19 protein-coding genes are annotated in these 23,704 nt (G+C 60.6%); 17 read left to right on the forward strand and 2 right to left on the reverse strand.

Annotated features, from left to right (window positions below; all coding sequences use genetic code 11):
• Window positions 1–17 precede the first annotated feature (17 nt).
• Window positions 18–2,288, reverse strand: a complete 2,271-nt coding sequence (clpA, locus tag QWI18_RS22425) for an ATP-dependent Clp protease ATP-binding subunit ClpA (RefSeq protein ID WP_065989148.1) — start codon at window positions 2,286–2,288, stop codon at window positions 18–20.
• A 30-nt stretch (window positions 2,289–2,318) separates the two neighbouring features.
• Entirely contained in the window at window positions 2,319–2,681 is a 363-nt protein-coding gene (gene clpS, locus QWI18_RS22430) for an ATP-dependent Clp protease adapter ClpS (RefSeq protein ID WP_065989146.1), read from the reverse strand.
• 222 nt (window positions 2,682–2,903) lie between these two features.
• Between clpS and cspD the strand changes: the two genes are divergently transcribed.
• From cspD to nuoH, 17 genes are all read left to right on the forward strand, one after another.
• A complete protein-coding gene (gene cspD, locus QWI18_RS22435; protein WP_369319900.1) occupies window positions 2,904–3,170 on the forward strand; it encodes a cold shock domain-containing protein CspD in 267 nt (88 codons plus the stop codon).
• A gap of 585 nt (window positions 3,171–3,755) precedes the next feature.
• Entirely contained in the window at window positions 3,756–5,981 is a 2,226-nt protein-coding gene (locus tag QWI18_RS22440) for an NADP-dependent isocitrate dehydrogenase (RefSeq protein WP_192134582.1), read from the forward strand.
• A 200-nt stretch (window positions 5,982–6,181) separates the two neighbouring features.
• Window positions 6,182–6,622 carry an NUDIX hydrolase gene (locus tag QWI18_RS22445; RefSeq protein WP_065989143.1) on the forward strand — a complete coding sequence of 147 codons (441 nt, stop codon included), beginning with the start codon at window positions 6,182–6,184 and terminating at the stop codon, window positions 6,620–6,622.
• A gap of 93 nt (window positions 6,623–6,715) precedes the next feature.
• Entirely contained in the window at window positions 6,716–7,846 is a 1,131-nt protein-coding gene (gene mnmA, locus QWI18_RS22450) for a tRNA 2-thiouridine(34) synthase MnmA (RefSeq protein ID WP_065989142.1), read from the forward strand.
• On the forward strand, window positions 7,846–8,466 hold the full coding sequence (gene hflD / locus QWI18_RS22455) for a high frequency lysogenization protein HflD (RefSeq protein WP_065989140.1): 621 nt from the start codon (window positions 7,846–7,848) through the stop codon (window positions 8,464–8,466). Before mnmA ends, hflD begins: the two co-directional genes overlap by 1 nt.
• 132 nt (window positions 8,467–8,598) lie before the next feature.
• Window positions 8,599–9,969: an adenylosuccinate lyase gene (gene purB, locus QWI18_RS22460; RefSeq protein WP_065989138.1), complete on the forward strand. Its 1,371-nt coding sequence runs from the start codon at window positions 8,599–8,601 to the stop codon at window positions 9,967–9,969.
• Window positions 9,970–10,053: 84 nt separating this feature from the next.
• Window positions 10,054–11,220, forward strand: coding sequence for a cupin domain-containing protein (locus QWI18_RS22465; RefSeq protein ID WP_192134588.1), 1,167 nt, complete (start codon window positions 10,054–10,056; stop codon window positions 11,218–11,220).
• Window positions 11,213–11,638, forward strand: a complete 426-nt coding sequence (locus tag QWI18_RS22470) for a GNAT family N-acetyltransferase (RefSeq protein WP_065989671.1) — start codon at window positions 11,213–11,215, stop codon at window positions 11,636–11,638. The genes QWI18_RS22465 and QWI18_RS22470 overlap by 8 nt, the downstream gene beginning before the upstream one ends.
• 164 nt (window positions 11,639–11,802) lie before the next feature.
• Window positions 11,803–12,591 carry a secretin N-terminal domain-containing protein gene (locus QWI18_RS22475; RefSeq protein ID WP_369319901.1) on the forward strand — a complete coding sequence of 263 codons (789 nt, stop codon included), beginning with the start codon at window positions 11,803–11,805 and terminating at the stop codon, window positions 12,589–12,591.
• Window positions 12,592–13,217: 626 nt separating this feature from the next.
• Window positions 13,218–14,543: an isocitrate lyase gene (gene aceA, locus QWI18_RS22480; protein ID WP_065989127.1), complete on the forward strand. Its 1,326-nt coding sequence runs from the start codon at window positions 13,218–13,220 to the stop codon at window positions 14,541–14,543.
• Between the two features lie 515 nt (window positions 14,544–15,058).
• The gene (locus tag QWI18_RS22485; RefSeq protein ID WP_037008823.1) at window positions 15,059–15,472 is read left to right on the forward strand and encodes an NADH-quinone oxidoreductase subunit A; all 414 of its coding nucleotides are present in this window, start codon (window positions 15,059–15,061) and stop codon (window positions 15,470–15,472) included.
• Between the two features lie 10 nt (window positions 15,473–15,482).
• Window positions 15,483–16,157, forward strand: a complete 675-nt coding sequence (locus QWI18_RS22490; RefSeq protein ID WP_065989126.1) for an NADH-quinone oxidoreductase subunit B family protein — start codon at window positions 15,483–15,485, stop codon at window positions 16,155–16,157.
• A gap of 74 nt (window positions 16,158–16,231) precedes the next feature.
• Window positions 16,232–18,013: an NADH-quinone oxidoreductase subunit C/D gene (gene nuoC, locus QWI18_RS22495; protein ID WP_108122805.1), complete on the forward strand. Its 1,782-nt coding sequence runs from the start codon at window positions 16,232–16,234 to the stop codon at window positions 18,011–18,013.
• Window positions 18,014–18,015: 2 nt separating this feature from the next.
• Window positions 18,016–18,513, forward strand: a complete 498-nt coding sequence (gene nuoE, locus QWI18_RS22500) for an NADH-quinone oxidoreductase subunit NuoE (RefSeq protein ID WP_065989124.1) — start codon at window positions 18,016–18,018, stop codon at window positions 18,511–18,513.
• Window positions 18,510–19,868, forward strand: a complete 1,359-nt coding sequence (nuoF, locus tag QWI18_RS22505) for an NADH-quinone oxidoreductase subunit NuoF (RefSeq protein WP_369319902.1) — start codon at window positions 18,510–18,512, stop codon at window positions 19,866–19,868. Before nuoE ends, nuoF begins: the two co-directional genes overlap by 4 nt.
• Before the next feature lie 134 nt (window positions 19,869–20,002).
• Window positions 20,003–22,714 (forward strand): NADH-quinone oxidoreductase subunit NuoG, encoded by a 2,712-nt coding sequence (nuoG, locus tag QWI18_RS22510; RefSeq protein ID WP_369319903.1) that lies wholly within the window; start codon window positions 20,003–20,005, stop codon window positions 22,712–22,714.
• On the forward strand, window positions 22,711–23,700 hold the full coding sequence (nuoH, locus tag QWI18_RS22515) for an NADH-quinone oxidoreductase subunit NuoH (protein ID WP_037008811.1): 990 nt from the start codon (window positions 22,711–22,713) through the stop codon (window positions 23,698–23,700). The genes nuoG and nuoH overlap by 4 nt, the downstream gene beginning before the upstream one ends.
• Window positions 23,701–23,704 lie beyond the last annotated feature (4 nt).

Here is a 23,704-nt window from a genome sequence, read left to right on the forward strand (position 1 = left end):
TTGCGATAGCCAAAACCTCAGGCCATTTCAGCCGTGGTCTCGTAATCGAACGTGATCTCGCCGTCCTTGAAGTCGATGTGTACCACACCGCCATGCTCGGACAACTCGCCAAAGAGGATTTCCTCGGCCAGCGGACGCTTGATCTTGTCCTGGATCAGTCGTGCCATCGGACGTGCGCCCATCGCCGCGTCGTAACCACCTTCGGCCAGATAACCTCTCGCCGCTTCGGTCACTTCCAGCAGTACGCGCTTGTCTTCCAGCTGCGCCTGAAGCTCGGTAAGGAACTTGTCCACCACGCTCTTGATAACCTCATGGCTGAGGCGACCGAATTGAATGATGGTGTCCAGACGGTTGCGGAATTCCGGCGTAAAGCTCTTCTTGATCACTTCCATCGCATCAGAGGAGTGATCCTGATGGGTGAAACCGATCGAGGCCCGCGCCGCCGTTTCAGCACCGGCGTTGGTGGTCATGATCACGATCACATTGCGGAAGTCCGCCTTGCGCCCGTTGTTGTCGGTCAGCGTCCCGTGGTCCATCACCTGCAGCAGCAGGTTGAAGACTTCCGGGTGCGCCTTCTCGATTTCATCGAGCAGCAGCACGCAATGCGGTTGCTTGGTGACGGCTTCAGTGAGCAGGCCGCCCTGATCAAAACCGACATAGCCCGGCGGCGCACCGATCAGACGCGATACGGTGTGACGCTCCATGTACTCGGACATGTCGAAACGCACCAGCTCGATACCCAGCGCCTTGGCCAACTGACGCGCAGCCTCGGTCTTGCCGACACCGGTGGGACCGGCGAACAGGAACGAACCGACAGGCTTGTCCGGCGACTTGAGGCCGGCACGGGACAGCTTGATCGCGGTCGACAGCGAGTCGATGGCGGCATCCTGACCGAACACGGTCAGCTTCAGGTCGCGCTCCAGGTTACGCAGCAACTCCTTGTCGGAGCTGTTGACGTGTTTTGGCGGAATCCGCGCGATCTTCGCCACGATGTCTTCGACCTGTGGCACTTCAATGCGCTTGACGCGCATTTCCACCGGTTGCAGCCGCTGATAGGCGCCGGCCTCGTCAATCACGTCAATGGCCTTGTCGGGCATATGACGATCATTGATGTAGCGCGATGCCAGCTCGGCAGCGGCACGCAGGGCTTCATCGCTGTATTCGATATTGTGATGCTGTTCGAAACGACCTTTCAGGCCACGCAGAATGCCGATGGTGTCTTCGACGGAGGGCTCGGACACGTCGACTTTCTGGAAGCGGCGGGCCAGCGCACGGTCTTTCTCGAAGATGCCGCGGAATTCCTGGAACGTGGTCGAGCCGATGCAACGGATATCACCCGAAGACAGCAGCGGCTTGAGCAGGTTGGAAGCGTCCATCACGCCACCTGATGCAGCGCCCGCACCAATGATGGTGTGGATTTCGTCGATGAACAGGATCGCGTGGGGCCGTTTCTTCAACTCGCCGAGCAGCGCCTTGAAGCGCTTCTCGAAATCGCCACGGTACTTGGTACCGGCCAGCAGTGCACCCAGGTCGAGGGAGTAGACGACGCTGTTAGCAAGCAGATCCGGCACCTGGTTGTCGACGATGCGTTTGGCCAGGCCTTCGGCAATGGCGGTTTTACCCACCCCGGCCTCGCCCACCAGCAGCGGGTTGTTCTTGCGACGCCGCGCGAGAATCTGAGCGACGCGCTCGACTTCCATCTCGCGCCCTACCAGCGGATCGATGCGGCCTTGACGGGCCAGCTCATTCAGGTTGCTCGCATAGGCATCCAGAGGATTGCCTGAGGAAGAAGACTCACCGCCCTCGTCATCCTGCATATCTTGCTCACCTTCAGATTGATCGCCATGCCCGGGCACTTTCGAAATGCCGTGGGCGATGTAGTTGACGACATCGATACGGGCAACGCTCTGCTGCTTGAGCAGAAACACTGCCTGACTCTCCTGCTCGCTGAAAATCGCCACCAGCACGTTTGCGCCCGTGACTTCCCGCTTGCCGGAACTCTGCACATGAAAAACCGCACGCTGTAGAACGCGCTGGAAGCCGAGCGTAGGTTGGGTCTCGCGATCCTCGTCGTGGACGGGAATCAGCGGCGTGGTGGAGTCGATGAACTCCTGGAGGTCGTGTTTGAGTTTGTCGAGGTTTGCGCCGCAGGCACGCAGTACGGTGGCGGCAGCCTCATTGTCCAATAAGGCCAGCAGGAGGTGCTCGACGGTCATGAACTCATGACGTTTCGAGCGGGCCTCCTTGAAAGCCAGATTGAGGGTGACTTCGAGCTCACGGTTTAACATAGCTTCACCTCATACCCAAGTGTCCGGCGGTTAACCGTCCTTCTCGATTTCACAGAGTAGCGGATGCTGGCTTTCCCTGGCGTACTGGTTGACCTGCATAGCCTTGGTCTCGGCGATGTCGCGGGTAAACAATCCGCAAACGGCCCGTCCCTCTGTATGGACGGCCAGCATGACCTTGGTCGCCAGCTCACGATTCAGGTTGAAAAACACCTCGAGCACTTCGACAACGAAATCCATCGGGGTGTAGTCATCATTGAACAAAACCACCTTATACATAGGCGGCACCTGCAATGTCGGCTTGGCTTCTTGTACAGCGATGCCCGACGCATCGTCCTCATGGGGCTGCGGGTCATCCTGATTGAATGTTAGTCGAATCTTGCTGAATGCATGCATGGTAAAGAAGGTTCACAGAGGACGTGATTGAAATAAGTGGTGGCGGTGATACCGGTTTTCAACTGGACCGCCGCTTGACCTTGACTATCGGCCAATCGGTGTTACAAACAATAGAACCCACATTGGGTAAAAAGGGTCCGCGCAGTCAACCAAAATTTTTTAGGTCCGGCGGATGAGAGGTGATGATACTCCCATCGGAGTCCTTTGCAGAGGGATGTGACTATGCACAGCGGTAAGGTCAAGTGGTTCAACAACGCCAAGGGGTATGGCTTCATCGTTGAAGACGGCAAGTCTGAAGACCTGTTCGCCCATTACTCGGCGATCGCTATGGACGGCTATAAAACGCTGAAGGCCGGACAGCCGGTCCAGTTCGAGATCATCCAGGGTCCAAAAGGTCTTCACGCCGTGGGGATCATTGCGCAGGTCGCCGCTGCTGCCCATGAAGCCGTCACTCAACACCAGAGACAGGAAGAGAAGCAGCGGGCATAGCGTAACAATCACGCCTGAGCCGGACCGTTCAAGCGCGAGATTCGAAAAGCCGGTCAATCCGTTCAGGGTTGACCGGCTTTTTTTTGTGCCGCTCCCCTCTCGCGACGTGCATCTATATAGCCGTGAGAAACGCTGCCGTGATGGGGATGCGCCTTTAGTCGAAATCCATTGAGCGACCGAACCGGGCACATCGCCTTCAGACCACTGCGACAGCTTGCCGCAGGCCCCGCTGTACAAGGGCTGAAGGGTTTTCCGGGGAAATCATGACGCTTGCCTGAATCCGCGCGACCGCCCCGGGCACCGCAAAGCCGTCACACGAGTACCGTAGTAATGGCCGGGTGCAGTGATATACTCAGCGCCGGTGACCGTTGGGTCATTGGGGGCCGAACCACCTGAGACCAGGCTTTCAGCCCTCGACAGGCCAGACCGCTACCCGGGTCCGACCGTTTGACGCTCGACTGATGCACCCCCTATCACGCGACGAAATTCTCGACTTTCGGCTCATCGATACCTTGGGCGAAAGTGCCTACCCTGCGCATCTCGAAATTTTGTGTACGCTCAGCAAAGAAGAGAGTTATCCCGAATATGTCCAACCGCTCGAAGATCATCTACACCTTCACTGACGAAGCGCCAGCCCTCGCCACCTACTCACTGCTGCCTATCATCGAAGCGTTCACCGCCTCCGCTGACATCGCCGTTGAAACCCGCGACATCTCGCTTGCAGCCCGCATCCTCGCCAGCTTTCCCGAGCGCCTGGGTGACAAGAAGGTGTCCGACGATCTGGCAGAGCTGGGCCAACTGGCGACCACGCCGGAAGCCAACATCATCAAGCTGCCAAACATCAGCGCCTCGGTTCCACAACTGAAGGCCGCGATCAAGGAACTGCAAGCCAAGGGCTACGACATCCCGAACTACCCCGATGAAGTCGTGACCGAAGCCGACAAGGTTGCCCAGGCGGGCTACGACAAAGTGAAAGGCAGCGCCGTGAACCCGGTTCTGCGTGAAGGTAACTCTGATCGTCGAGCGCCGCTCTCCGTCAAGAACTACGCGCGCAAGCACCCGCACAAGATGGGCGCCTGGTCGGCGGACTCCAAGTCCCACGTGGCGCACATGGACAACGGCGACTTCTACGGCAGCGAAAAATCCTCGCTGATCGAAGCCGCTGGCGCCGTGAAGATCGAGCTGATCGGCAAAGACGGCAGCACCACCGTGCTGAAGGACAAGACCTCGGTACTGGCCGGCGAGATCATCGACTGCGCGGTCATGAGCAAGAAAGCCCTGCGCGCTTTCGTGGCCCGTGAAATCGAAGACGCCAAGAAGCTCGGCGTGCTGTTCTCCGTGCACTTGAAAGCCACCATGATGAAGGTCTCGGACCCAATCATGTTTGGTGAGTTCGTCGCTGAGTACTATCAGGAAGCGCTGAGCAAGCACGCTGACGTCCTGAAGGAAATCGGCTTCAACCTGCACAACGGCATTGGCGACCTGTACGCCCGCATCAAAGACCTGCCGGCCGACCAGCAAGCGCAGATCGAAGCGGACGTCAAAGCCGTTTACGCGACCCGCCCTGCTCTGGCGATGGTCAACTCCGACAAAGGCATCACCAACCTGCACGTGCCGAGCGACGTCATTGTCGACGCCTCGATGCCGGCGATGATTCGTGATTCCGGCAAGATGTGGAACAACGACGGCGTTCTGCAGGACACCAAGGCCGTGATCCCGGATCGTTGCTACGCGACCATTTACCAGGCAGTAATCGAAGACTGCAAGCAGCACGGCGCCTTCGACCCGACCACCATGGGCAGCGTGCCAAACGTTGGCCTGATGGCGCAGAAAGCCGAAGAGTACGGCTCGCACAACAAAACCTTCCAGATCGACACCGATGGCGTGGTCCGTGTGACCGACGACAAAGGTCAGGTCTTGATGGAGCAGACCGTTGAAGCCGGCGACATCTGGCGCATGTGCCAGACCAAAGACGCGCCGATTCAGGACTGGGTCAAACTGGCCGTCAACCGTTCGCGCCTGAGCGGCACCCCGGCCATTTTCTGGCTGGACCCTGAGCGCGCCCACGACGCGGCGATGATCAAGAAGGTCGAGCACTACCTGAAGGATCACGACACGGCAGGCCTGGACATCAGCATCCAGTCGCCCGTCGACGCGATGAAGGTTTCGTTGGAGCGTATCCGCGCGGGCAAGGACACCATTTCGGTGACCGGCAACGTGCTGCGCGACTACCTGACCGACCTGTTCCCGATCATGGAACTGGGCACCAGCGCCAAGATGCTGTCCATCGTGCCGCTGATGAGCGGCGGTGGTCTGTTCGAAACCGGCGCAGGCGGTTCGGCGCCCAAGCACGTTCAACAGCTGAACGAAGAGAACTTCCTGCGCTGGGATTCGCTGGGTGAATTCCTGGCGCTGGCCGCGTCTCTCGAGCACCTGGGCAACGTCTACGACAACCCGAAAGCGCTGGTACTTGCCACCGCCCTGGACAAGGCCACCGGCCAGTTCCTGGACAACAACAAGTCGCCATCGCGCAAGGTCGGCGGTATCGACAACCGTGGCAGCCACTTCTACCTGGCCACCTACTGGGCTCAGGCTCTGGCGGCACAGACCGAAGATACGGCGCTGCAAGCCAAGTTCACCGAGCTTGCAAAAACCCTGGCTGACAATGAAGCGACCATCGTCGCCGAGCTGAACAGCGTACAGGGCAAGCCATTGGACATCGGCGGCTACTACTTCCCTACCCCGGAACTGGCCAGCAACGCCATGCGCCCAAGCAAGACCCTGAACGACGCGATCGACGCGTTGAAGTAAGGCACGGCGACCGGCGGCTGAAAAGCTGTCTAGTGCGATAAGAAAGCCCTGGCCATTGCGCCGGGGCTTTTTTTGCTGACTGACACCGCTCCATGTAGGAGCCATCGGAGGTTACGACGGTCGCGAATGCGGTTCACCTGACACTCCGCATCGCGACCCTCGTAAACTCGGATGGCTCCTACAGATAACGAGAAGCCCCAATGACCTGGCACCCCCACATCACCGTCGCAACCGTCATCGAAGACAACGGCCGTTTCCTGTTCGTTGAAGAACTGAAAAACGGCAAGCTGGTGCTCAATCAGCCGGCCGGGCACCTGGAGCCTGATGAGACGTTGCGTGAAGCGGCCATCCGCGAAACCCTTGAAGAAACCGGCTGGGACGTCGAGCTGACGGGCGTCGTCGGCATCTACCTGTACACTGCGCCAAGCAATGGCGTGACCTATCAGCGTGTGTGTTTTTCGGCCAAAGCGACGCGACACCACCCCGAGCGTGCGCTGGACACCGGCATCGTCGGCGCCCCCTGGTTCAGCCGCGACGAACTCGCCAGCCAACCGGAGCGCTGGCGCAGCGAGCTGGTATTGCGCTGCGTGGACGACTACCTGACAGGTCCGATTCACAGCATCGAGGTTGTGCGCGACTGACCGGCCGCCCAGCGCAACTGAATAGCTTTTAGCCTTGGCGCCGACTCCCTGTTAGAATCGCGCCCTTTCCTGCTGCTACCCAATCGAATTCCTATGTCTGATTCAGCCTTTTCCGATACAGAAAAGAAGCGCGTCATTGTCGGCATGTCCGGCGGCGTGGATTCTTCGGTCTCCGCCCTTCTGCTCATGGAGCAGGGGTACCAGGTGGAAGGCCTGTTCATGAAGAACTGGGAAGAAGACGACGGAACGGAATACTGCACCGCCATGGACGACCTCGCGGACGCCCAGGCCGTGTGCGACAAGATCGGTATCAAACTGCACACCGTGAACTTCGCGGCCGAGTACTGGGACCACGTCTTCGAACACTTCCTCGAGGAATACAAAGCCGGGCGCACGCCGAACCCGGACATCCTGTGCAACCGCGAAATCAAGTTCAAAGCCTTCCTCGACTACGCCTTCATGCTCGGCGCCGACCTGATCGCGACCGGTCACTACGTGCGTCGCCGCGACATCGACGGCCGCACCGAACTGCTCAAGGGCCTGGACCCGAACAAGGACCAGAGCTACTTCCTGCATGCCGTCGGCGGCGAGCAGATCGCCAAGACGCTGTTCCCGGTCGGCGAACTGGAGAAGCCCCAGGTGCGCGCCATCGCCGAGAAATACCAGCTGGCGACCGCGAAGAAGAAGGACTCGACCGGCATTTGCTTCATCGGCGAGCGTCGCTTCACCGACTTCCTCAAGCAATATCTGCCTGCGCAGCCCGGCGAAATCAAGACCACCGAAGGCGAAGTCATCGGTCGCCACGCCGGCCTGATGTACCACACCATCGGCCAGCGCCAGGGCCTGGGCATCGGCGGGCTGAAAGATGCCGGTGATGAGCCGTGGTACGTACTGGTCAAGGACCTGGAGCACAACGAGCTGATCGTCGGCCAGGGCAACGAGCATCCGTGGCTGTTTTCCCGCGCCCTGCTCGCCTCGGAGATCTACTGGGTCAACCCGATCGACCTGAGCAGTCCGCGCCAGCTGACCGCCAAAGTGCGGTACCGCCAAAGCGACCAGCGCTGCACCCTGGAACGCACTGAAAGCGGTTACCGCGCCACCTTTGACGAGCCGCAACGCGCGGTCACGCCCGGCCAGTCCGTGGTGTTTTACGACGGCGAGGTTTGCCTGGGCGGCGGCGTCATCGAAATCGCCGAGCCGTGGCACACCAGGGACGCACGTTGATGACCCCGATTCAGGAACAACTCGTCGCCCTGGCGGGGGTCTTTCAGGCCGCCGTGCTGGTTGATCGCATCGCCAAGACCGGTCAGGCCGGTGAAGCCGCCGTGGGCTGTATGATGGGCACCCTGCTGGTCATGGACCCGAAAGACACGCTGGACGTGTTCGGTGGCGACGACCTGAATCTGCACGAGGGCTATCGCGCCCTCGCCAGCGCCCTGGAGCGCGATCCGGCCACGTTGCAACGGGAACCATTGCGTTATGCCCTGGCGATGCTGGGCCTGGAGCGTCAACTGTCCAAGCGCGACGACATGCTCGACACCATCGGCAAGCGCCTGCCGCAGATCAAATCCCAGGTTGAGCATTTCGGTATCGCTCATGAGAACGTCATTGCCGCCAGCGGCGCGCTGTATCAGGACACCCTGAGCACCTTGCGTCAGCGGATTCAGGTCCACGGCGACATGCGTAATCTGCAGCAACCTAACAATGCGTCGAAAATCCGCGCGCTTTTGCTGGCCGGGATTCGTTGCGCGCGACTGTGGCGACAAGTGGGCGGTCACCGCTGGCAACTGGTCATCAGCCGCCGCAAGTTATTGAAAGAACTGTATCCATTGCTTCACCGCTGAGGGGCCAACGCCCTTCAGCTCGCTCCCGACCCGACATCGCGCGACTCATAACGGTCAGCCAGCCTCGGCTGACCGGAATTTTCATGTATGATACGCGCCCCTTTTCGTTGCCCGACAGTCCGAGAACACCCTATGCAGCTTTCTTCGCTCACTGCGGTTTCCCCTGTAGATGGCCGCTACGCCGGCAAAACCCAGGCCCTGCGCCCGATTTTCAGCGAATACGGCCTGATCCGTTTCCGCGCCCTGGTGGAAGTACGCTGGCTGCAACGCCTGGCGGCGCACCCGCAAATCCCTGAAGTCCCGGCCTTCTCCGCCGAAGCCAACGCCATCCTCGATGCCATGGCCAACGATTTCGCTCTCGAGCACGCCGAGCGTGTCAAAGAGATCGAGCGCACCACCAATCACGACGTCAAGGCCATCGAGTACCTGCTCAAGGAGCAGGCTGCCAAGTTGCCGGAGCTGGCCAAGGTCAGCGAGTTCATCCACTTCGCGTGCACCAGCGAAGACATCAACAACCTGTCCCACGCGCTGATGCTGCGCGAAGGCCGTGACACCGTGCTGCTGCCGCTGATGCGCCAGATCGCCGAGTCCATCCGCGAGCTGGCGATCCGTTTCGCCGCCGTGCCGATGCTGTCGCGCACCCACGGGCAGCCGGCCTCGCCGACCACCCTGGGCAAAGAACTGGCGAACGTCGTCTACCGCCTGGAGCGTCAGATCGCTCAAGTCGCTGCCGTGCCGCTGCTGGGCAAGATCAACGGCGCCGTCGGCAACTACAACGCGCACCTGTCGGCCTACCCGGACATTGACTGGGAAGCCAACGCCCGCGCCTTCATCGAAGACGAGCTGGGTCTGGGTTTCAACCCCTACACCACGCAGATCGAACCCCACGACTACATCGCCGAGCTGTTCGACGCGATCGCCCGCTACAACACGATCCTGATCGACTTCGACCGCGACATCTGGGGCTACATCTCCCTGGGCTATTTCAAGCAGCGCACCATCGCCGGTGAAATCGGTTCGTCGACCATGCCGCACAAGGTCAACCCGATCGACTTCGAAAACTCCGAAGGCAACCTCGGCATCGCCAACGCGCTGTTCCAGCATCTGGCCAGCAAGTTGCCGATCTCCCGCTGGCAGCGTGACCTGACCGACTCCACCGTGCTGCGCAACCTCGGCGTGGGCTTTGCTCACAGCGTGATTGCCTACGAAGCGAGCCTCAAAGGCATCGGCAAGCTGGAGCTCAACGAGCAGAAGATCGCCGCCGATCTGGACGCTTGCTGGGAAGTCCTGGCCGAGCCGATCCAGACGGTCATGCGTCGCTACGACATCGAAAACCCGTACGAGAAGCTCAAGGAATTGACGCGCGGCAAGGGCATCGGCCCTGAAGCGCTGCTGACCTTCATCGACGGCCTGGACATGCCTGCCGAAGCCAAGGCCGAGCTGAAGAAGCTCACGCCGGCGAACTACATCGGCAACGCCGTGGCGCAAGCCAAGCGCATCTGACCGCACTGCACCCGCTCTGAACGCCCGGCTGAGCCGGGCGTTTTTATTCCCGTCGTAAAAATCCGTTTTTTCAATAGGTTACACATGAATCCTGACATCCCTCTTCAGCTCCTAGGTGGCATCACAGCGCGCGAGTTCCTGCGTGACTACTGGCAGAAGAAACCTTTGCTGATCCGTCAGGCCATTCCGGATTTCCAGAGCCCGATCGACGCTGACGAATTGGCCGGCCTGGCACTGGAAGAAGAAGTTGAATCGCGCCTGGTCCTCGAGAAAGGCGAGCGCCCGTGGGAGCTGCGTCGCGGCCCGTTCGCCGAGGACGACTTCAGCACGTTGCCGGAGCGCGAGTGGACCCTGCTGGTCCAGGCTGTGGATCAGTTCGTTCCTGAAGTCAGCGAATTGTTGGAAAACTTCCGCTTCCTGCCGAGCTGGCGCATCGATGACGTGATGATCAGCTACGCCGCGCCGGGCGGCAGCGTGGGTCCGCATTTCGACAACTACGACGTGTTCCTGCTACAGGGCCATGGTAAGCGTCACTGGCAGATCGGCCAGATGTGCGACTCCGAAAGCAAGCTACTCGAGCACGCCGACCTGCGCATCCTTGCCGACTTCCAGGGTACCGACGAGTGGACGCTGGAACCGGGCGACATGCTCTACCTGCCGCCGCGCCTCGCCCACTGCGGCGTCGCGGTGGATGAGTGCCTGACCTACTCGGTCGGGTTCCGCGCGCCAAGCGCCGCCGAAGTGCTGACCCACTTCACGGACTTCCTCAGCCAGTTCATGCCTGAAGAAGAGCGTTACACCGACGCCGACGCGCAACCGGTCAGCGATCCGCACCAGATTCAACACGACGCTCTTGACCGCCTGAAGGGCTTGCTCGCCGAGCACATGGGTGACGAGCGCCTGCTGTTGACCTGGTTCGGCCAGTTCATGACCGAACCGCGCTATCCTGAACTGGTGGTCGGCCCGGAACTGGCCGAGAGCGAGTTACTCGACAGCCTGGAACAGGGCGCCGTGCTGATCCGCAACCCGAGCGCGCGACTGGCGTGGTCGGAAGTCGACGACGACCTGCTGCTGTTCGCCAGTGGTCAGAGCCGTCTGTTGCCGGGCCATCTGCGTGAACTGCTGAAAATGATCTGCGCGGCCGATGCGCTGCACATCGACAATCTGGGCCAATGGCTGGCAGATGATGATGGACGTAACCTGCTCTGTGAGCTGGTCAAACAAGGAAGTCTGGGGTTTGCTGATGAATAAGATCCACGTACGGGTAGCCGACTGGCAGAAAGACAACGCCGACATTCGGCGAATTCGTGACGCCGTGTTCGTGTTTGAACAGTCGGTTCCGCCCGAACTGGAATGGGACTCGGAAGATGCAGGCGCCCTGCACTTTCTGGCGCTTGAAGGGGATTACGCCGTGGGCACCGCGCGCTTGCTGCCCGATGGTGAATTCGGCCGATTGTCCGTGCTCAAGGACTGGCGCGGCCTGAACGTGGGTGAGGCGTTGATCACCGCGATCCTCGCCGAAGCAGAGCGCCGCGACCTGAAACAGACGCGGCTCAGCGCACAGGTTCATGCCACGGCGCTGTATGAGCGCTTTGGCTTTACCGTGGTCAGCGACGAGTTTCTCGAAGCCGGCCTGCCCCACGTGGACATGGTGCGCAACTCGCACTGACTGCGCCCGGCGACATCCTTGCGCCCCGGCATTCTCGTTTCAGCTGTCTATGCTGCAACGCGAGCGCCGGGGCGTTTTGCTGACCGGGATTCAACTTGGTGCTGCGCAGGCCGACAAACTGGCAAACTCGTCGTTTAGACGCGCCTTTCGCGGAGACCACACCGATGTCATTACGCACCCTGCTCGCTTCACTGCTGCTGGCTTGCAGCTTCACGGCCGCGGCCGCCACCGAAGTCATCCCGCTGAACTACCGCACCAGCGACGATTTGCTGCCCACTGTGAAGTCGTTCCTGGGCAACGAAGGCAGCGTCAACGCCTACGGCAACAAACTTATCGTCAACGCCGAGCCAGACAAGATCAGCGAACTGCGTGACCTCCTTGGCCAGCTCGACACCGCGCCCAAGCGCCTGATGATCAGCGTCGACACCAGTGACAGCACGGTCCAGAGCGACCAGGGCTACTCGGTCAACGGCACCGTGCGTTCGCAGGACGGACGCATCAGCGCCGACGGCCGCACGCGCATCCAGAATTACGGCACCGCGAGCCGCGACGGCGGCCTGCAGCAGGTTCAGGCCAACGAAGGGACGCCGGCTCTGATCCAGATGGGCCAGAGCATACCGATCACCTCGGTGCAGTCCGATGGTTATGGCTACCCGCAGACCAATACTCAATACCGCAACGTGACCCAGGGCTTCTATGTCACGGCGACGGTGACCGGCGACATCGTCCACCTGAACATCAGCACCAACAACGACCGCATGAGCCAGCAACAGGCTGACGCGATCAAGGTGCAGAGCACCGACACGCAAGTCAGTGGTCGGCTGGGTGAGTGGATCACGTTGGCCGGCGCCAGCGGTCAGTCCCGCGCCGATGAGCACGGCGTGGCCCGGCGCTACTCGACCCAGGGCAGCAACGACATGCAACTGCGGGTGAAGGTCGATAGCCTGGATTGACATGATGTGATCGCCAGTTGCTGTGCACACCTTGTGGGAGTGAGCTTGCTCACGAAGACCCCATCTCAGCCAATGAAGATTCAGCGGATGTACTGGCCTCTTCGCGAGCAAGGTGGAGCGCCAACCCGGTCGCTCCCACACGGACCGTGTCCATCTGTGCCGCTTCGGTTAAACCGCTAATTATGTAGTGCCCGATCCGGGACTACATAACGCCGCAAACCCGTGACCATCCAGTGTCCACGGTGACTTCCCCTTCCCAGCACCCACACGCCTGAAACTGACCGACAAGTCCCATGAGACGAAAGATGTAGTGCATCCAAAAAAGCACTACAAAGTGTTTGACGAGGCAAAATTGCCGAGGCATGATGGCCTCGCTCCCGCTGATCAGGGGTCGTGCAGAACTCTCCCTGATCGCGCTCGAACTCAACACGTTCGTGCCGATTAGCGTCATTTACGCCCACAAGGCTGTTTCATCGCCTCATCATCTCGATGGCGAATAAATCTGACCGAAACAATGCTCCCCGAATCAGCGAGCAGCCATCCGCGCGTCTTGAAGAAAGACCGGCGCCGGCGAAGCAAGGCGCTTCACCTCAAGACCTACAACATCAAGCAACGAGGTTTACCCCATGGCACTGACACGCGAACAACACATTGCAGCCATCGAGAAAGACTGGGCCGAGAATCCACGCTGGAAAGGCGTCACCCGCACCTACTCCGCTGCTGACGTCGTCCGCCTGCGTGGCTCGGTTCAGCCTGAACACACGTTTGCAAAGCTGGGCGCTGAAAAGCTGTGGAACCTGGTGACCCAGGGCGCCAAGCCGTCCTTTCGTCCCGACAAGGATTTCGTCAACTGCATGGGCGCTCTCACTGGCGGTCAGGCCGTGCAACAAGTCAAAGCCGGTATCCAGGCGATCTACCTGTCTGGCTGGCAAGTCGCGGCGGACAACAACTCCGCCGAATCGATGTACCCCGATCAGTCGCTGTACCCGGTGGACTCGGTGCCGACCGTGGTCAAGCGCATCAATAACTCGTTTCGCCGCGCGGACCAGATCCAGTGGAAAGCCGGCAAGAACCCGGGCGACGAAGGCTATATCGATTATTTCGCGCCGATCGTGGCCGACGCCGAAGCCGGTTTCGGCGGCGTGCTCAATGCCTACGAGCTGATGAAGAGCATGATCGAGGCAGGCGCTGCCGGCGTGCACTTCGAAGACCAACTGGCGTCCGTGAAAAAATGCGGTCACATGGGCGGCAAGGTTCTGGTCCCCACCCAGGAGGCGGTACAGAAACTGGTGGCCGCACGTCTGGCGGCTGACGTTGCCGGCGTGCCGACCATCATTCTGGCGCGCACCGACGCCAACGCGGCGGACCTGCTGACGTCGGACTGCGATCCGTACGACCAGCCGTTCGTCACCGGCACCCGCACGCCGGAAGGCTTCTACAAAGTACGTGCCGGCCTGGACCAGGCCATTGCCCGCGGCCTGGCGTACGCGCCGTATGCCGATCTCATCTGGTGTGAAACCGCCAAGCCGGATCTGGACGAGGCCCGTCGCTTCGCCGAAGCGATCAAGAAGGAATACCCGGATCAGCTGCTGTCGTACAACTGCTCGCCTTCCTTCAACTGGAAGAAGAACCTGGACGACGCGACCATCGCGAAATTTCAGCGCGAGCTGTCAGCAATGGGCTACAAGCATCAGTTCATCACCCTGGCCGGCATCCACAATATGTGGCACAGCATGTTCAACCTGGCCCATGACTACGCCCGCAACGACATGACTGCCTACGTGAAGCTGCAAGAACAGGAGTTCGCCGACGCCGCCAAGGGCTACACGTTCGTGGCGCACCAGCAGGAAGTGGGCACCGGGTACTTTGATGACATGACCACGGTCATTCAGGGCGGCAAGTCTTCGGTGACCGCATTGACTGGCTCGACGGAAGAAGAACAGTTCCACTGACGCTTTTCGAACCGCCCTCTTCCCGGCGAAAGCCGCCGCCACAGAATACAGGAGCCGCCTTCGGGCGGCTTTCTGCTGACTGCCCGGAATTAACCTACGTTGACAGTCAACTATTAACGATAGACAACTCTCATCAGCCGATAAAAGTTAATTAATCAGGCCATCAATAGCCGGATAACTTCCCCGCGATAATTAACGGGAACTTCGTCACGTCGCAGTGACACATGATAATCACCCTCTCCAAATGATATTTATTATCATTTAAGCCGTGGCTAATTGCCGGCCTGCCCTACGATACATATTTCTCCAAAGCGCCTTCGACGCCCGCCCCTGCTGGGGCTAAGCATGAAAACCGTGACCTATCTCATTAATCCTGCGAATAAATTTGATGCAGAAAATTTACTTGCCCTCCTTTTGCACATAAAATCCCGGGATTGATCGCACTGCGACATATCGTCACTGCTTCTACTTCTTTCAAGCCCAGAGACCTTTGCTCTCTGTTAAGGACTGCCAGCATGCCCGACTCGACAGGATTGATTGCCCACAATTGGGGCTTCGCCGTGTTTCTCCTTGGTGTCGTCGGCCTCTGCGCCTTCATGCTCGGCCTTTCCAGCCTGCTGGGTTCCAAAGCCTGGGGCCGCAGCAAAAACGAACCGTTTGAATCCGGCATGCTGCCCACCGGCGGCGCCCGTCTGCGGCTCTCGGCAAAATTCTATCTGGTCGCGATGCTGTTCGTGATTTTCGACATTGAAGCCCTCTTTCTTTACGCCTGGTCTGTGTCCGTCCGCGAAAGCGGCTGGACCGGCTTCGCCGAAGCGCTCGTTTTCATAGCAATTCTGTTGGCAGGTCTTGTCTACCTATGGCGGGTAGGGGCGCTCGATTGGGCTCCCGTTGGTCGTCGTAACCGGCAGGCGAAGCTAAAACAATGAGGCTTTGGCAATGCAATATAATCTCACCAGGATCGACCCGGATGCTCCTAACGAGCAGTACCCCATCGGCGAACGCGAAGTCGTTTCCGATCCGTTAGAAGATCAAGTCCACAAAAACATCTACATGGGCAAGCTCGAAGACGTACTGAATGGTGCCGTCAACTGGGGTCGCAAGAACTCCCTTTGGCCGTACAACTTCGGTCTGTCGTGCTGCTATGTGGAAATGACCACCGCCTTCACTGCCCCCCACGACATCGCGCGCTTCGGCGCCGAAGTCATCCGGGCATCGCCGCGTCAGGCGGATTTCATGGTGATCGCCGGTACACCCTTTCTGAAGATGGCCCCGATCATCCAGCGCCTCTACGAGCAGATGCTGGAGCCCAAGTGGGTGATCTCCATGGGCGCCTGTGCCAACTCCGGTGGCATGTACGACATCTACTCCGTGGTTCAGGGCGTGGATAAATTCCTCCCCGTGGATGTTTACGTGCCCGGCTGCCCGCCCCGCCCAGAGGCATTTCTGCAAGGCTTGATGCTGTTGCAGGAATCCATTGGACAGGAGCGTCGTCCTCTTTCCTGGGTCGTCGGTGACCAGGGCGTTTATCGCGCCGAGATGCCGTCGCAGAAGGAACAGCGCCGCGAACAGCGTATTGCGGTGACCAACCTGCGCAGCCCCGACGAAGTCTGATCCAGTTTTTCTTTTACAAAAAGAAGCCTGAACCTGGGTTCATTCTGTACGTTGACCGATAGCGATCGAGACCTATGACTGCAGACACCGCTCTGTACATCCCGCCTCACAAGGCTGACGACCAAGAGGTCGTCGTTGAACTCCATAACCGTTTTGGCGCTGAAGCCTTCAGCGCCCAGTCCACTGTCACCGGCATGCCCGTGCTGTGGGTGCAACGCGCCCGGCTGATCGAGATCCTGACCTTCCTGCGTCAGATGCCCAAGCCGTACGTGATGCTGTACGACCTGCACGGCGTCGACGAACGCCTGCGGACCAAGCGACGTGGCCTGCCGGATGCTGACTTCACCGTGTTCTATCACCTGATGTCGATAGAACGTAACAGTGACGTGATGATCAAGGTTGCGCTTTCCGAAAGCGACCTGAGCATGCCGACCGTGACCGGCATCTGGCCAAACGCCAACTGGTACGAGCGTGAAGTGTGGGACATGTTCGGGATCGACTTCCCGGGCCACCCGCACCTGACCCGCATCATGATGCCGCCGACCTGGGAAGGTCACCCGCTGCGCAAGGATTTCCCGGCCCGTGCCACCGAATTCGACCCCTACAGCCTGACCCTCGCCAAGCAGCAGCTGGAAGAGGAAGCCGCGCGCTTTCGTCCGGAAGACTGGGGCATGAAGCGTTCCGGCACCAACGAGGACTACATGTTCCTCAACCTGGGCCCGAACCACCCTTCGGCCCACGGTGCATTCCGCATCATCCTGCAGCTGGACGGCGAAGAGATCGTCGACTGCGTGCCGGACATCGGTTACCACCACCGTGGCGCCGAGAAGATGGCCGAGCGCCAGTCCTGGCACAGCTACATTCCGTACACCGACCGCATCGATTACCTCGGCGGCGTGATGAACAACCTGCCGTACGTGCTCTCGGTCGAGAAACTGGCCGGCATCACCGTGCCGGATCGGGTCAACGTCATCCGCATCATGATGTCCGAGTTCTTCCGCATCACCAGCCACCTGCTGTTCCTGGGGACCTACATCCAGGACGTCGGCGCCATGACCCCGGTATTCTTCACGTTCACTGACCGTCAGCGCGCCTACACCGTGATCGAAGCCGTCACCGGTTTCCGCCTGCACCCGGCCTGGTTCCGTATCGGCGGCGTTGCCCACGACCTGCCCCGCGGCTGGGAGAAACTGGTCAAGGACTTCATCGACTGGATGCCCAAGCGTCTGGACGAGTACACCAAAGCGGCACTGCAAAACAGCATCCTCAAAGGTCGTACCGTCGGCGTTGCCGCGTACAACACCAAGGAAGCGCTGGAATGGGGCGTCACCGGACCTAGCCTGCGGGCGACCGGTCTGGACTTCGACCTGCGCAAGGCGCGTCCGTATTCGGGTTACGAGAACTTCGAGTTCGAAGTGCCCCTGGCCCACGATGGCGACGCCTACGATCGCTGCATCGTGCGTGTCGAAGAGATGCGCCAGAGCCTGAAGATCATCGAGCAGTGCATGCGCAACATGCCGGCCGGGCCGTACAAGGCGGATCACCCGCTGACCACGCCGCCGCCGAAAGAACGCACCCTGCAGCACATTGAAACCCTGATCACGCACTTCCTGCAGGTTTCGTGGGGCCCGGTCATGCCGGCCAACGAATCCTTCCAGATGATCGAGGCGACCAAGGGCATCAACAGTTATTACCTGACGAGCGACGGCGGCACCATGAGCTACCGTACCCGGATTCGCACCCCAAGCTACCCGCACCTGCAGCAGATCCCTTCGGTGATCAAAGGCAGCATGGTCGCGGACTTGATCGCGTACCTGGGTAGTATCGATTTCGTTATGGCCGACGTGGACCGCTAAGCATGAACAGCACGCTTATCCAGACAGACCGTTTCGCCCTGAGCGAATCCGAGCGCTCGGCCATCGAGCACGAAATGCATCACTACGAGGACCCGCGCGCGGCGTCCATCGAAGCCCTGAAAATCGTCCAGAAAGAACGCGGCTGGGTGCCGGACGGCGCCATCTACGCCATCGGTGAAGTGCTGGGCATCCCTGCCAGCGACGTTGAAGGCGTGGCGACATTCTATAGCCAGATCTTCCGTCAGCCGGTGGGCCGCCACATCATTCGCGTCTGCAACAGCATGGTCTGTTTCATCGCCGGTCACGAAGACATCGTCAGCGAGATTCAGAGCAAGCTGGGCATCGGCCTGGGTCAGACCACCGCCGACGGCCGCTTCACGCTGTTGCCGGCCTGCTGCCTGGGCAACTGTGACAAGGCGCCGGCGGTCATGATCGACGACGATACTTTCGGCAATCTGCAGCCCGCGGGCGTCGCCCCGCTGCTGGAGGGTTACGTATGACCATCACTTCCTTCGGCCCCGCCAACCTCATCACTCGCGCCCCGGAAACCCATCCGCTGACCTGGCGTCTGCGCGATGACGGCGAGCCGGTATGGCTCGATGAATACCAGAAGAAAGACGGCTACGCCGCGGCGCGCAAAGCGTTTGCGACGCTGTCGCCTGACGAAATCGTCCAGGCCGTCAAAGACTCCGGCCTCAAAGGCCGCGGCGGTGCAGGCTTCCCCACCGGCGTGAAGTGGGGGCTGATGCCCAAAGACGAATCCATGAACATCCGTTACCTGCTGTGTAACGCCGATGAGATGGAGCCGAACACCTGGAAAGACCGCATGCTGATGGAGCAACAGCCCCATCTGCTGATCGAGGGCATGCTGATCAGTGCGCGCGCGCTGAAGGCCTACCGCGGTTACATCTTCCTGCGCGGCGAATACACCACTGCGGCGGTGCACCTGCGCCGCGCGGTGAAAGAAGCCGAAGCCGCCGGCCTGCTGGGCAAGAACATCCTCGGCAGCGGGTTTGATTTCGAGCTGATCGTGCACACCGGTGCAGGGCGTTACATCTGCGGTGAAGAAACCGCGCTGATCAACTCCCTCGAAGGCCGTCGCGCCAATCCGCGCTCCAAGCCGCCCTTCCCCGCTGCGGTGGGCGTATGGGGCAAGCCGACCTGCGTGAACAACGTCGAAACCCTGTGCAACGTCCCGGCCATCGTTAACAACGGTAACGACTGGTACAAGTCCCTCGCCCGCGAAGGCAGCGAAGACCACGGCACCAAGCTGATGGGCTTCTCCGGCAAGGTGAAGAACCCTGGCCTGTGGGAACTGCCGTTCGGCCTCCCCGCTCGCGAGCTGTTCGAAGACTACGCCGGTGGCATGCGCGACGGCTTCAAGCTCAAGTGCTGGCAGCCCGGCGGCGCCGGTACCGGTTTCCTGTTGCCGGAACACCTCGATTGCCAGTTCTACGCCGGCGGCGTGGCAAAGGTCGGCACCCGGATGGGTACCGGTCTGGCGATGGCGGTGGACGACAAGGTCAACATGGTTTCGCTGCTGCGCAACATGGAAGAGTTCTTCGCCCAGGAGTCGTGCGGTTTCTGCACGCCGTGCCGCGATGGCTTGCCGTGGAGCGTGAAAATGCTGCGCGCCCTCGAGAATGGCCAGGGTCAACCGGGCGATATCGAGACGCTGCTGGGGTTGGTCAACTTCCTCGGCCCAGGCAAAACCTTCTGCGCCCACGCACCGGGCGCCGTGGAACCTCTGGGCAGCGCGATCAAGTATTTCCGGCCGGAATTCGAGGCAGGCATCGCACCGGCACGTGCGGGCGACCACAATCAGGTCATCAGTCCGACCGTGGTCGGCGCATAACACGATAAACGGTTGGCGGCTCACAAGGTCGCCTTCCCTGCATCCGACGACGCCGCGAGGCTGTTTGAGTCGGATGGCACCGAGATTCCATTAGCCACGCCCGCTGACACCGGGCCAACGAAGAACTTTGAACCATGGCCACTATCCACGTAGACGGCAAAGCGCTCGAAGTCGATGGCGCAGACAACCTGTTACAGGCGTGTCTGTCGCTGGGCCTCGACATCCCTTATTTCTGCTGGCATCCGGCACTTGGCAGTGTTGGCGCCTGTCGCCAGTGCGCGGTCAAGCAGTACACCGACGAGAACGACACCCGTGGTCGTATCGTCATGTCCTGCATGACGCCCGCCACTGACAACACCTGGATCTCCATCGAAGACGACGAATCCAAGGCGTTTCGCGCCAGCGTCGTCGAATGGCTGATGACCAACCACCCGCACGACTGCCCGGTCTGCGAGGAAGGCGGTCACTGTCATTTGCAGGACATGACGGTGATGACCGGCCACAACGAGCGCCGTTATCGCTTCACCAAACGCACCCACCAGAATCAGGAACTGGGGCCGTTCATCGCGCACGAGATGAACCGCTGCATCGCCTGCTATCGCTGCGTGCGCTTCTATAAGGACTACGCCGGCGGCACCGACCTTGGCGTGTTCGGCGCCCACGACAACGTGTACTTCGGTCGCGTTGAAGACGGCACCCTGGAAAGCGAGTTCTCCGGCAACCTCACCGAGGTCTGCCCGACCGGTGTGTTCACCGACAAGACCCACTCCGAGCGCTACAACCGGAAATGGGACATGCAGTTCTCGCCGAGCATCTGCCACGGTTGCTCAAGCGGCTGCAACATCAGCCCGGGCGAACGTTACGGCGAAATCCGCCGTATCGAGAACCGCTACAACGGTTCGGTGAACCAGTATTTCCTTTGCGACCGTGGCCGTTTCGGCTACGGCTACGTCAACCGCACGGACCGTCCACGCCAGCCGCTGGCCGAAGGCATCAAGCTGGGCCTGGACGCTGCGCTGGACAAGGCCGCTGACCTGCTGCGCGGGCGCAACATCGTCGGTATCGGTTCGCCGCGCGCCAGCTTGGAAAGTAACTTCGCCCTGCGCGAGCTGGTCGGTGCCGAGCACTTCTACTCGGGCATCGAAGCCGGTGAGCTGGAGCGTCTGCGCCTGATCGCTCAAGTGCTGAAAGACAGCCCGCTGCCGATCCCGACGCTGCGTGAAGTCGAAGAGCACGACGCCGTGTTCATTCTCGGTGAAGACGTCACCCAGACCGCTGCGCGCATGGCCCTCGGCCTGCGTCAGTCGGTGAAGAACAAAGCCGAAGACATGGCCGCTGCGATGAAAGTCCAACCGTGGCTGGACGCTGCGGTCAAAAATATCGGTCAGCACGAGCTGAACCCGCTGTTCATCGCCAGCCTGACCGACACCCGCCTCGACGACATCGCCGAGGAGTGCGTGCACGCGGCGCCCGATGATCTGGCGCGCATCGGTTTCGCCGTGGCCCACGCCATCGACCCGAGCGCCCCGGCCGTTGTCGGTCTGGACAGCGAAGCGCTGGAACTGGCCGAGCGCATTGCTGCTGCGTTGCTTGAAGCCAAGCGCCCACTGATCGTGTCCGGCGCCTCGCTGGGCTCGAACGCGCTGATCGAAGCGGCGGCGAACATCGCCAAGGCCTTGAAGCTGCGCGACAAGCAGGGTTCGCTGAGCCTGATCGTGCCGGAAGCCAACAGCATGGGCTTGACCCTGTTCGGTGGCGACTCGGTCGACGCTGCGCTGCAGGCCGTGATTTCGGGCCAGGCCGACGCCATCGTCGTGCTGGAAAACGATCTGTTCACCCGCGTTGACGCTGCGACGGTCGAGGCTGCACTGAAGGCCGCCAAAGTGGTGATCGTTGCCGATCATCAGAAGACCGCGACCACCGACCGCGCGCACCTGGTACTGCCGGCGGCAAGCTTCGCCGAAGGCGACGGTACGCTGGTCAGCCAGGAAGGCCGCGCCCAGCGCTTCTTCCAGGTCTTTGATCCGACGTACCTGGACGCGAGCATTCTGGTTCACGAAGGCTGGCGCTGGCTGCATGCCCTGCGCGCCACCCTGTTGAATCAGCCGGTTGACTGGACCCAGCTCGACCACGTCACCGCTGCCTGCGCCGCAAGCAATCCGCAACTGGCCGGGATCGTTGGTGCCGCGCCGTCTGCCGCGTTCCGCATCAAGGGCCTGAAGCTGGCACGCGAACCGCTGCGTTACAGCGGCCGGACCGCCATGCGCGCCAACATCAGCGTGCACGAACCCCGTATGCCTCAGGACATCGACACCGCGTTCGCGTTCTCGATGGAAGGTTATTCGGGCTCTGCCGAACCGCGTTCCCAGGTGCCGTTTGCCTGGTCGCCGGGCTGGAACTCGCCGCAGGCCTGGAACAAGTTCCAGGATGAGGTCGGTGGTCACCTGCGTGCTGGCGATCCGGGCGTACGCCTGATCGAAAGCAGCGGCGACAAGCTGGGCTGGTTCGCCAACGTTCCACGTGCCTTCTCCCCTGCACAGGGGACCTGGCAGGTCGTGCCGTTCTATCACCTGTTCGGCAGCGAAGAAACCTCCTCCAAAGCCGCACCGGTTCAAGAGCGCATTCCTCAACCGTATGTAGCCTTGGCCAAGTCCGAAGCGGACCGTCTGGGTGTCAACGAAGGCGCCTTGCTCAGCCTGAGTGTTGCCGGCCAGACCCTGCGTCTGCCGCTGCGCATCAGCGAGGAACTGGGCGCAGGCCTGGTGGCGCTGCCGTCCGGTCTGGCCGGCATTCCTCCGGCGCTGTTCGGCAAAACCGTTGACGCAGTGCAGGAGGCCGCTCAATGACCTGGTTCACCCCTGAAGTGATCGACTCGATCATCGCTGTCGTCAAGGCCATCGTGGTGCTGCTCGCCGTGGTGGTCTGCGGCGCGCTGCTCAGTTTCGTCGAACGCCGTCTGCTGGGCTGGTGGCAGGACCGTTACGGGCCGAACCGCGTCGGGCCGTTCGGCATGTTCCAGATTGCTGCCGACATGCTGAAGATGTTCTTTAAAGAGGACTGGAACCCGCCCTTCGTCGACCGGGTGATCTTTACCCTGGCGCCGGTGGTGGCCATGAGCGCGCTGTTGATCGCGTTCTCGGTTATCCCGGTGACCCAGACCTGGGTGGTCGCCGACCTGAACATCGGCCTGCTGTTCTTCTTCGCCATGGCCGGTCTGTCGGTCTATGCGGTGCTGTTCGCCGGCTGGTCATCGAACAACAAGTACGCCCTCCTGGGCAGCTTGCGTGCCTCGGCGCAGACCGTGTCCTACGAAGTGTTCCTCGGCCTGTCGCTGATGGGCATCGTGGTGCAGGTCGGTTCGTTCAACATGGGCGACATCGTCAAGTACCAGGCCGATCACCTGTGGTTCATCATTCCGCAGTTCTTCGGCTTCTGTACCTTCTTCATCGCTGGCGTCGCCGTGACTCACCGTCACCCGTTCGACCAGCCGGAAGCGGAACAGGAACTGGCCGACGGTTACCACATTGAATACGCCGGCATGAAATGGGGCATGTTCTTCGTCGGTGAGTACATCGGCATCATCCTGATCTCGGCGCTGCTGGTGACCCTGTTCTTCGGTGGCTGGCACGGACCGTTCGATATCCTGCCGCAACTGTCGTTCATGTGGTTTGCCCTGAAAACCGCGTTCTTCATCATGCTGTTCATCCTGTTGCGTGCTTCGATCCCTCGTCCGCGGTATGACCAGGTGATGGATTTCAGCTGGAAGTTCTGCTTGCCACTGACCCTGATCAATTTGCTGGTGACCGCTGCGGTCGTCCTGGCGGCTCAGTGAGGAT

It is taken from the genome of Pseudomonas sp. W2Oct36 (assembly GCF_041060465.1).
In the GTDB taxonomy this organism is placed as follows: Bacteria; Pseudomonadota; Gammaproteobacteria; order Pseudomonadales; family Pseudomonadaceae; genus Aquipseudomonas; species Aquipseudomonas graminis_B.

Excerpts from the sequence above, each read along its gene's own strand:
- QWI18_RS22490 (WP_065989126.1), top strand. The coding sequence starts at position 15,483 with ATGCAATATAATCTCACCAGGATCGACCCGGATGCTCCTAACGAGCAG.
- QWI18_RS22445 (WP_065989143.1), top strand. The coding sequence starts at position 6,182 with ATGACCTGGCACCCCCACATCACCGTCGCAACCGTCATCGAAGACAAC.
- QWI18_RS22470 (WP_065989671.1), top strand. The coding sequence starts at position 11,213 with ATGAATAAGATCCACGTACGGGTAGCCGACTGGCAGAAAGACAACGCC.
- purB (WP_065989138.1), top strand. The coding sequence starts at position 8,599 with ATGCAGCTTTCTTCGCTCACTGCGGTTTCCCCTGTAGATGGCCGCTAC.
- cspD (WP_369319900.1), top strand. The coding sequence starts at position 2,904 with ATGCACAGCGGTAAGGTCAAGTGGTTCAACAACGCCAAGGGGTATGGC.
- nuoF (WP_369319902.1), top strand. The coding sequence starts at position 18,510 with ATGACCATCACTTCCTTCGGCCCCGCCAACCTCATCACTCGCGCCCCG.
- nuoG (WP_369319903.1), top strand. The coding sequence starts at position 20,003 with ATGGCCACTATCCACGTAGACGGCAAAGCGCTCGAAGTCGATGGCGCA.
- hflD (WP_065989140.1), top strand. The coding sequence starts at position 7,846 with ATGACCCCGATTCAGGAACAACTCGTCGCCCTGGCGGGGGTCTTTCAG.
- QWI18_RS22465 (WP_192134588.1), top strand. The coding sequence starts at position 10,054 with ATGAATCCTGACATCCCTCTTCAGCTCCTAGGTGGCATCACAGCGCGC.
- QWI18_RS22440 (WP_192134582.1), top strand. The coding sequence starts at position 3,756 with ATGTCCAACCGCTCGAAGATCATCTACACCTTCACTGACGAAGCGCCA.
- aceA (WP_065989127.1), top strand. The coding sequence starts at position 13,218 with ATGGCACTGACACGCGAACAACACATTGCAGCCATCGAGAAAGACTGG.
- nuoC (WP_108122805.1), top strand. The coding sequence starts at position 16,232 with ATGACTGCAGACACCGCTCTGTACATCCCGCCTCACAAGGCTGACGAC.
- QWI18_RS22475 (WP_369319901.1), top strand. The coding sequence starts at position 11,803 with ATGTCATTACGCACCCTGCTCGCTTCACTGCTGCTGGCTTGCAGCTTC.
- clpA (WP_065989148.1), bottom strand. The coding sequence starts at position 2,288 with ATGTTAAACCGTGAGCTCGAAGTCACCCTCAATCTGGCTTTCAAGGAG.
- nuoE (WP_065989124.1), top strand. The coding sequence starts at position 18,016 with ATGAACAGCACGCTTATCCAGACAGACCGTTTCGCCCTGAGCGAATCC.
- clpS (WP_065989146.1), bottom strand. The coding sequence starts at position 2,681 with ATGCATGCATTCAGCAAGATTCGACTAACATTCAATCAGGATGACCCG.
- mnmA (WP_065989142.1), top strand. The coding sequence starts at position 6,716 with ATGTCTGATTCAGCCTTTTCCGATACAGAAAAGAAGCGCGTCATTGTC.
- QWI18_RS22485 (WP_037008823.1), top strand. The coding sequence starts at position 15,059 with ATGCCCGACTCGACAGGATTGATTGCCCACAATTGGGGCTTCGCCGTG.
- nuoH (WP_037008811.1), top strand. The coding sequence starts at position 22,711 with ATGACCTGGTTCACCCCTGAAGTGATCGACTCGATCATCGCTGTCGTC.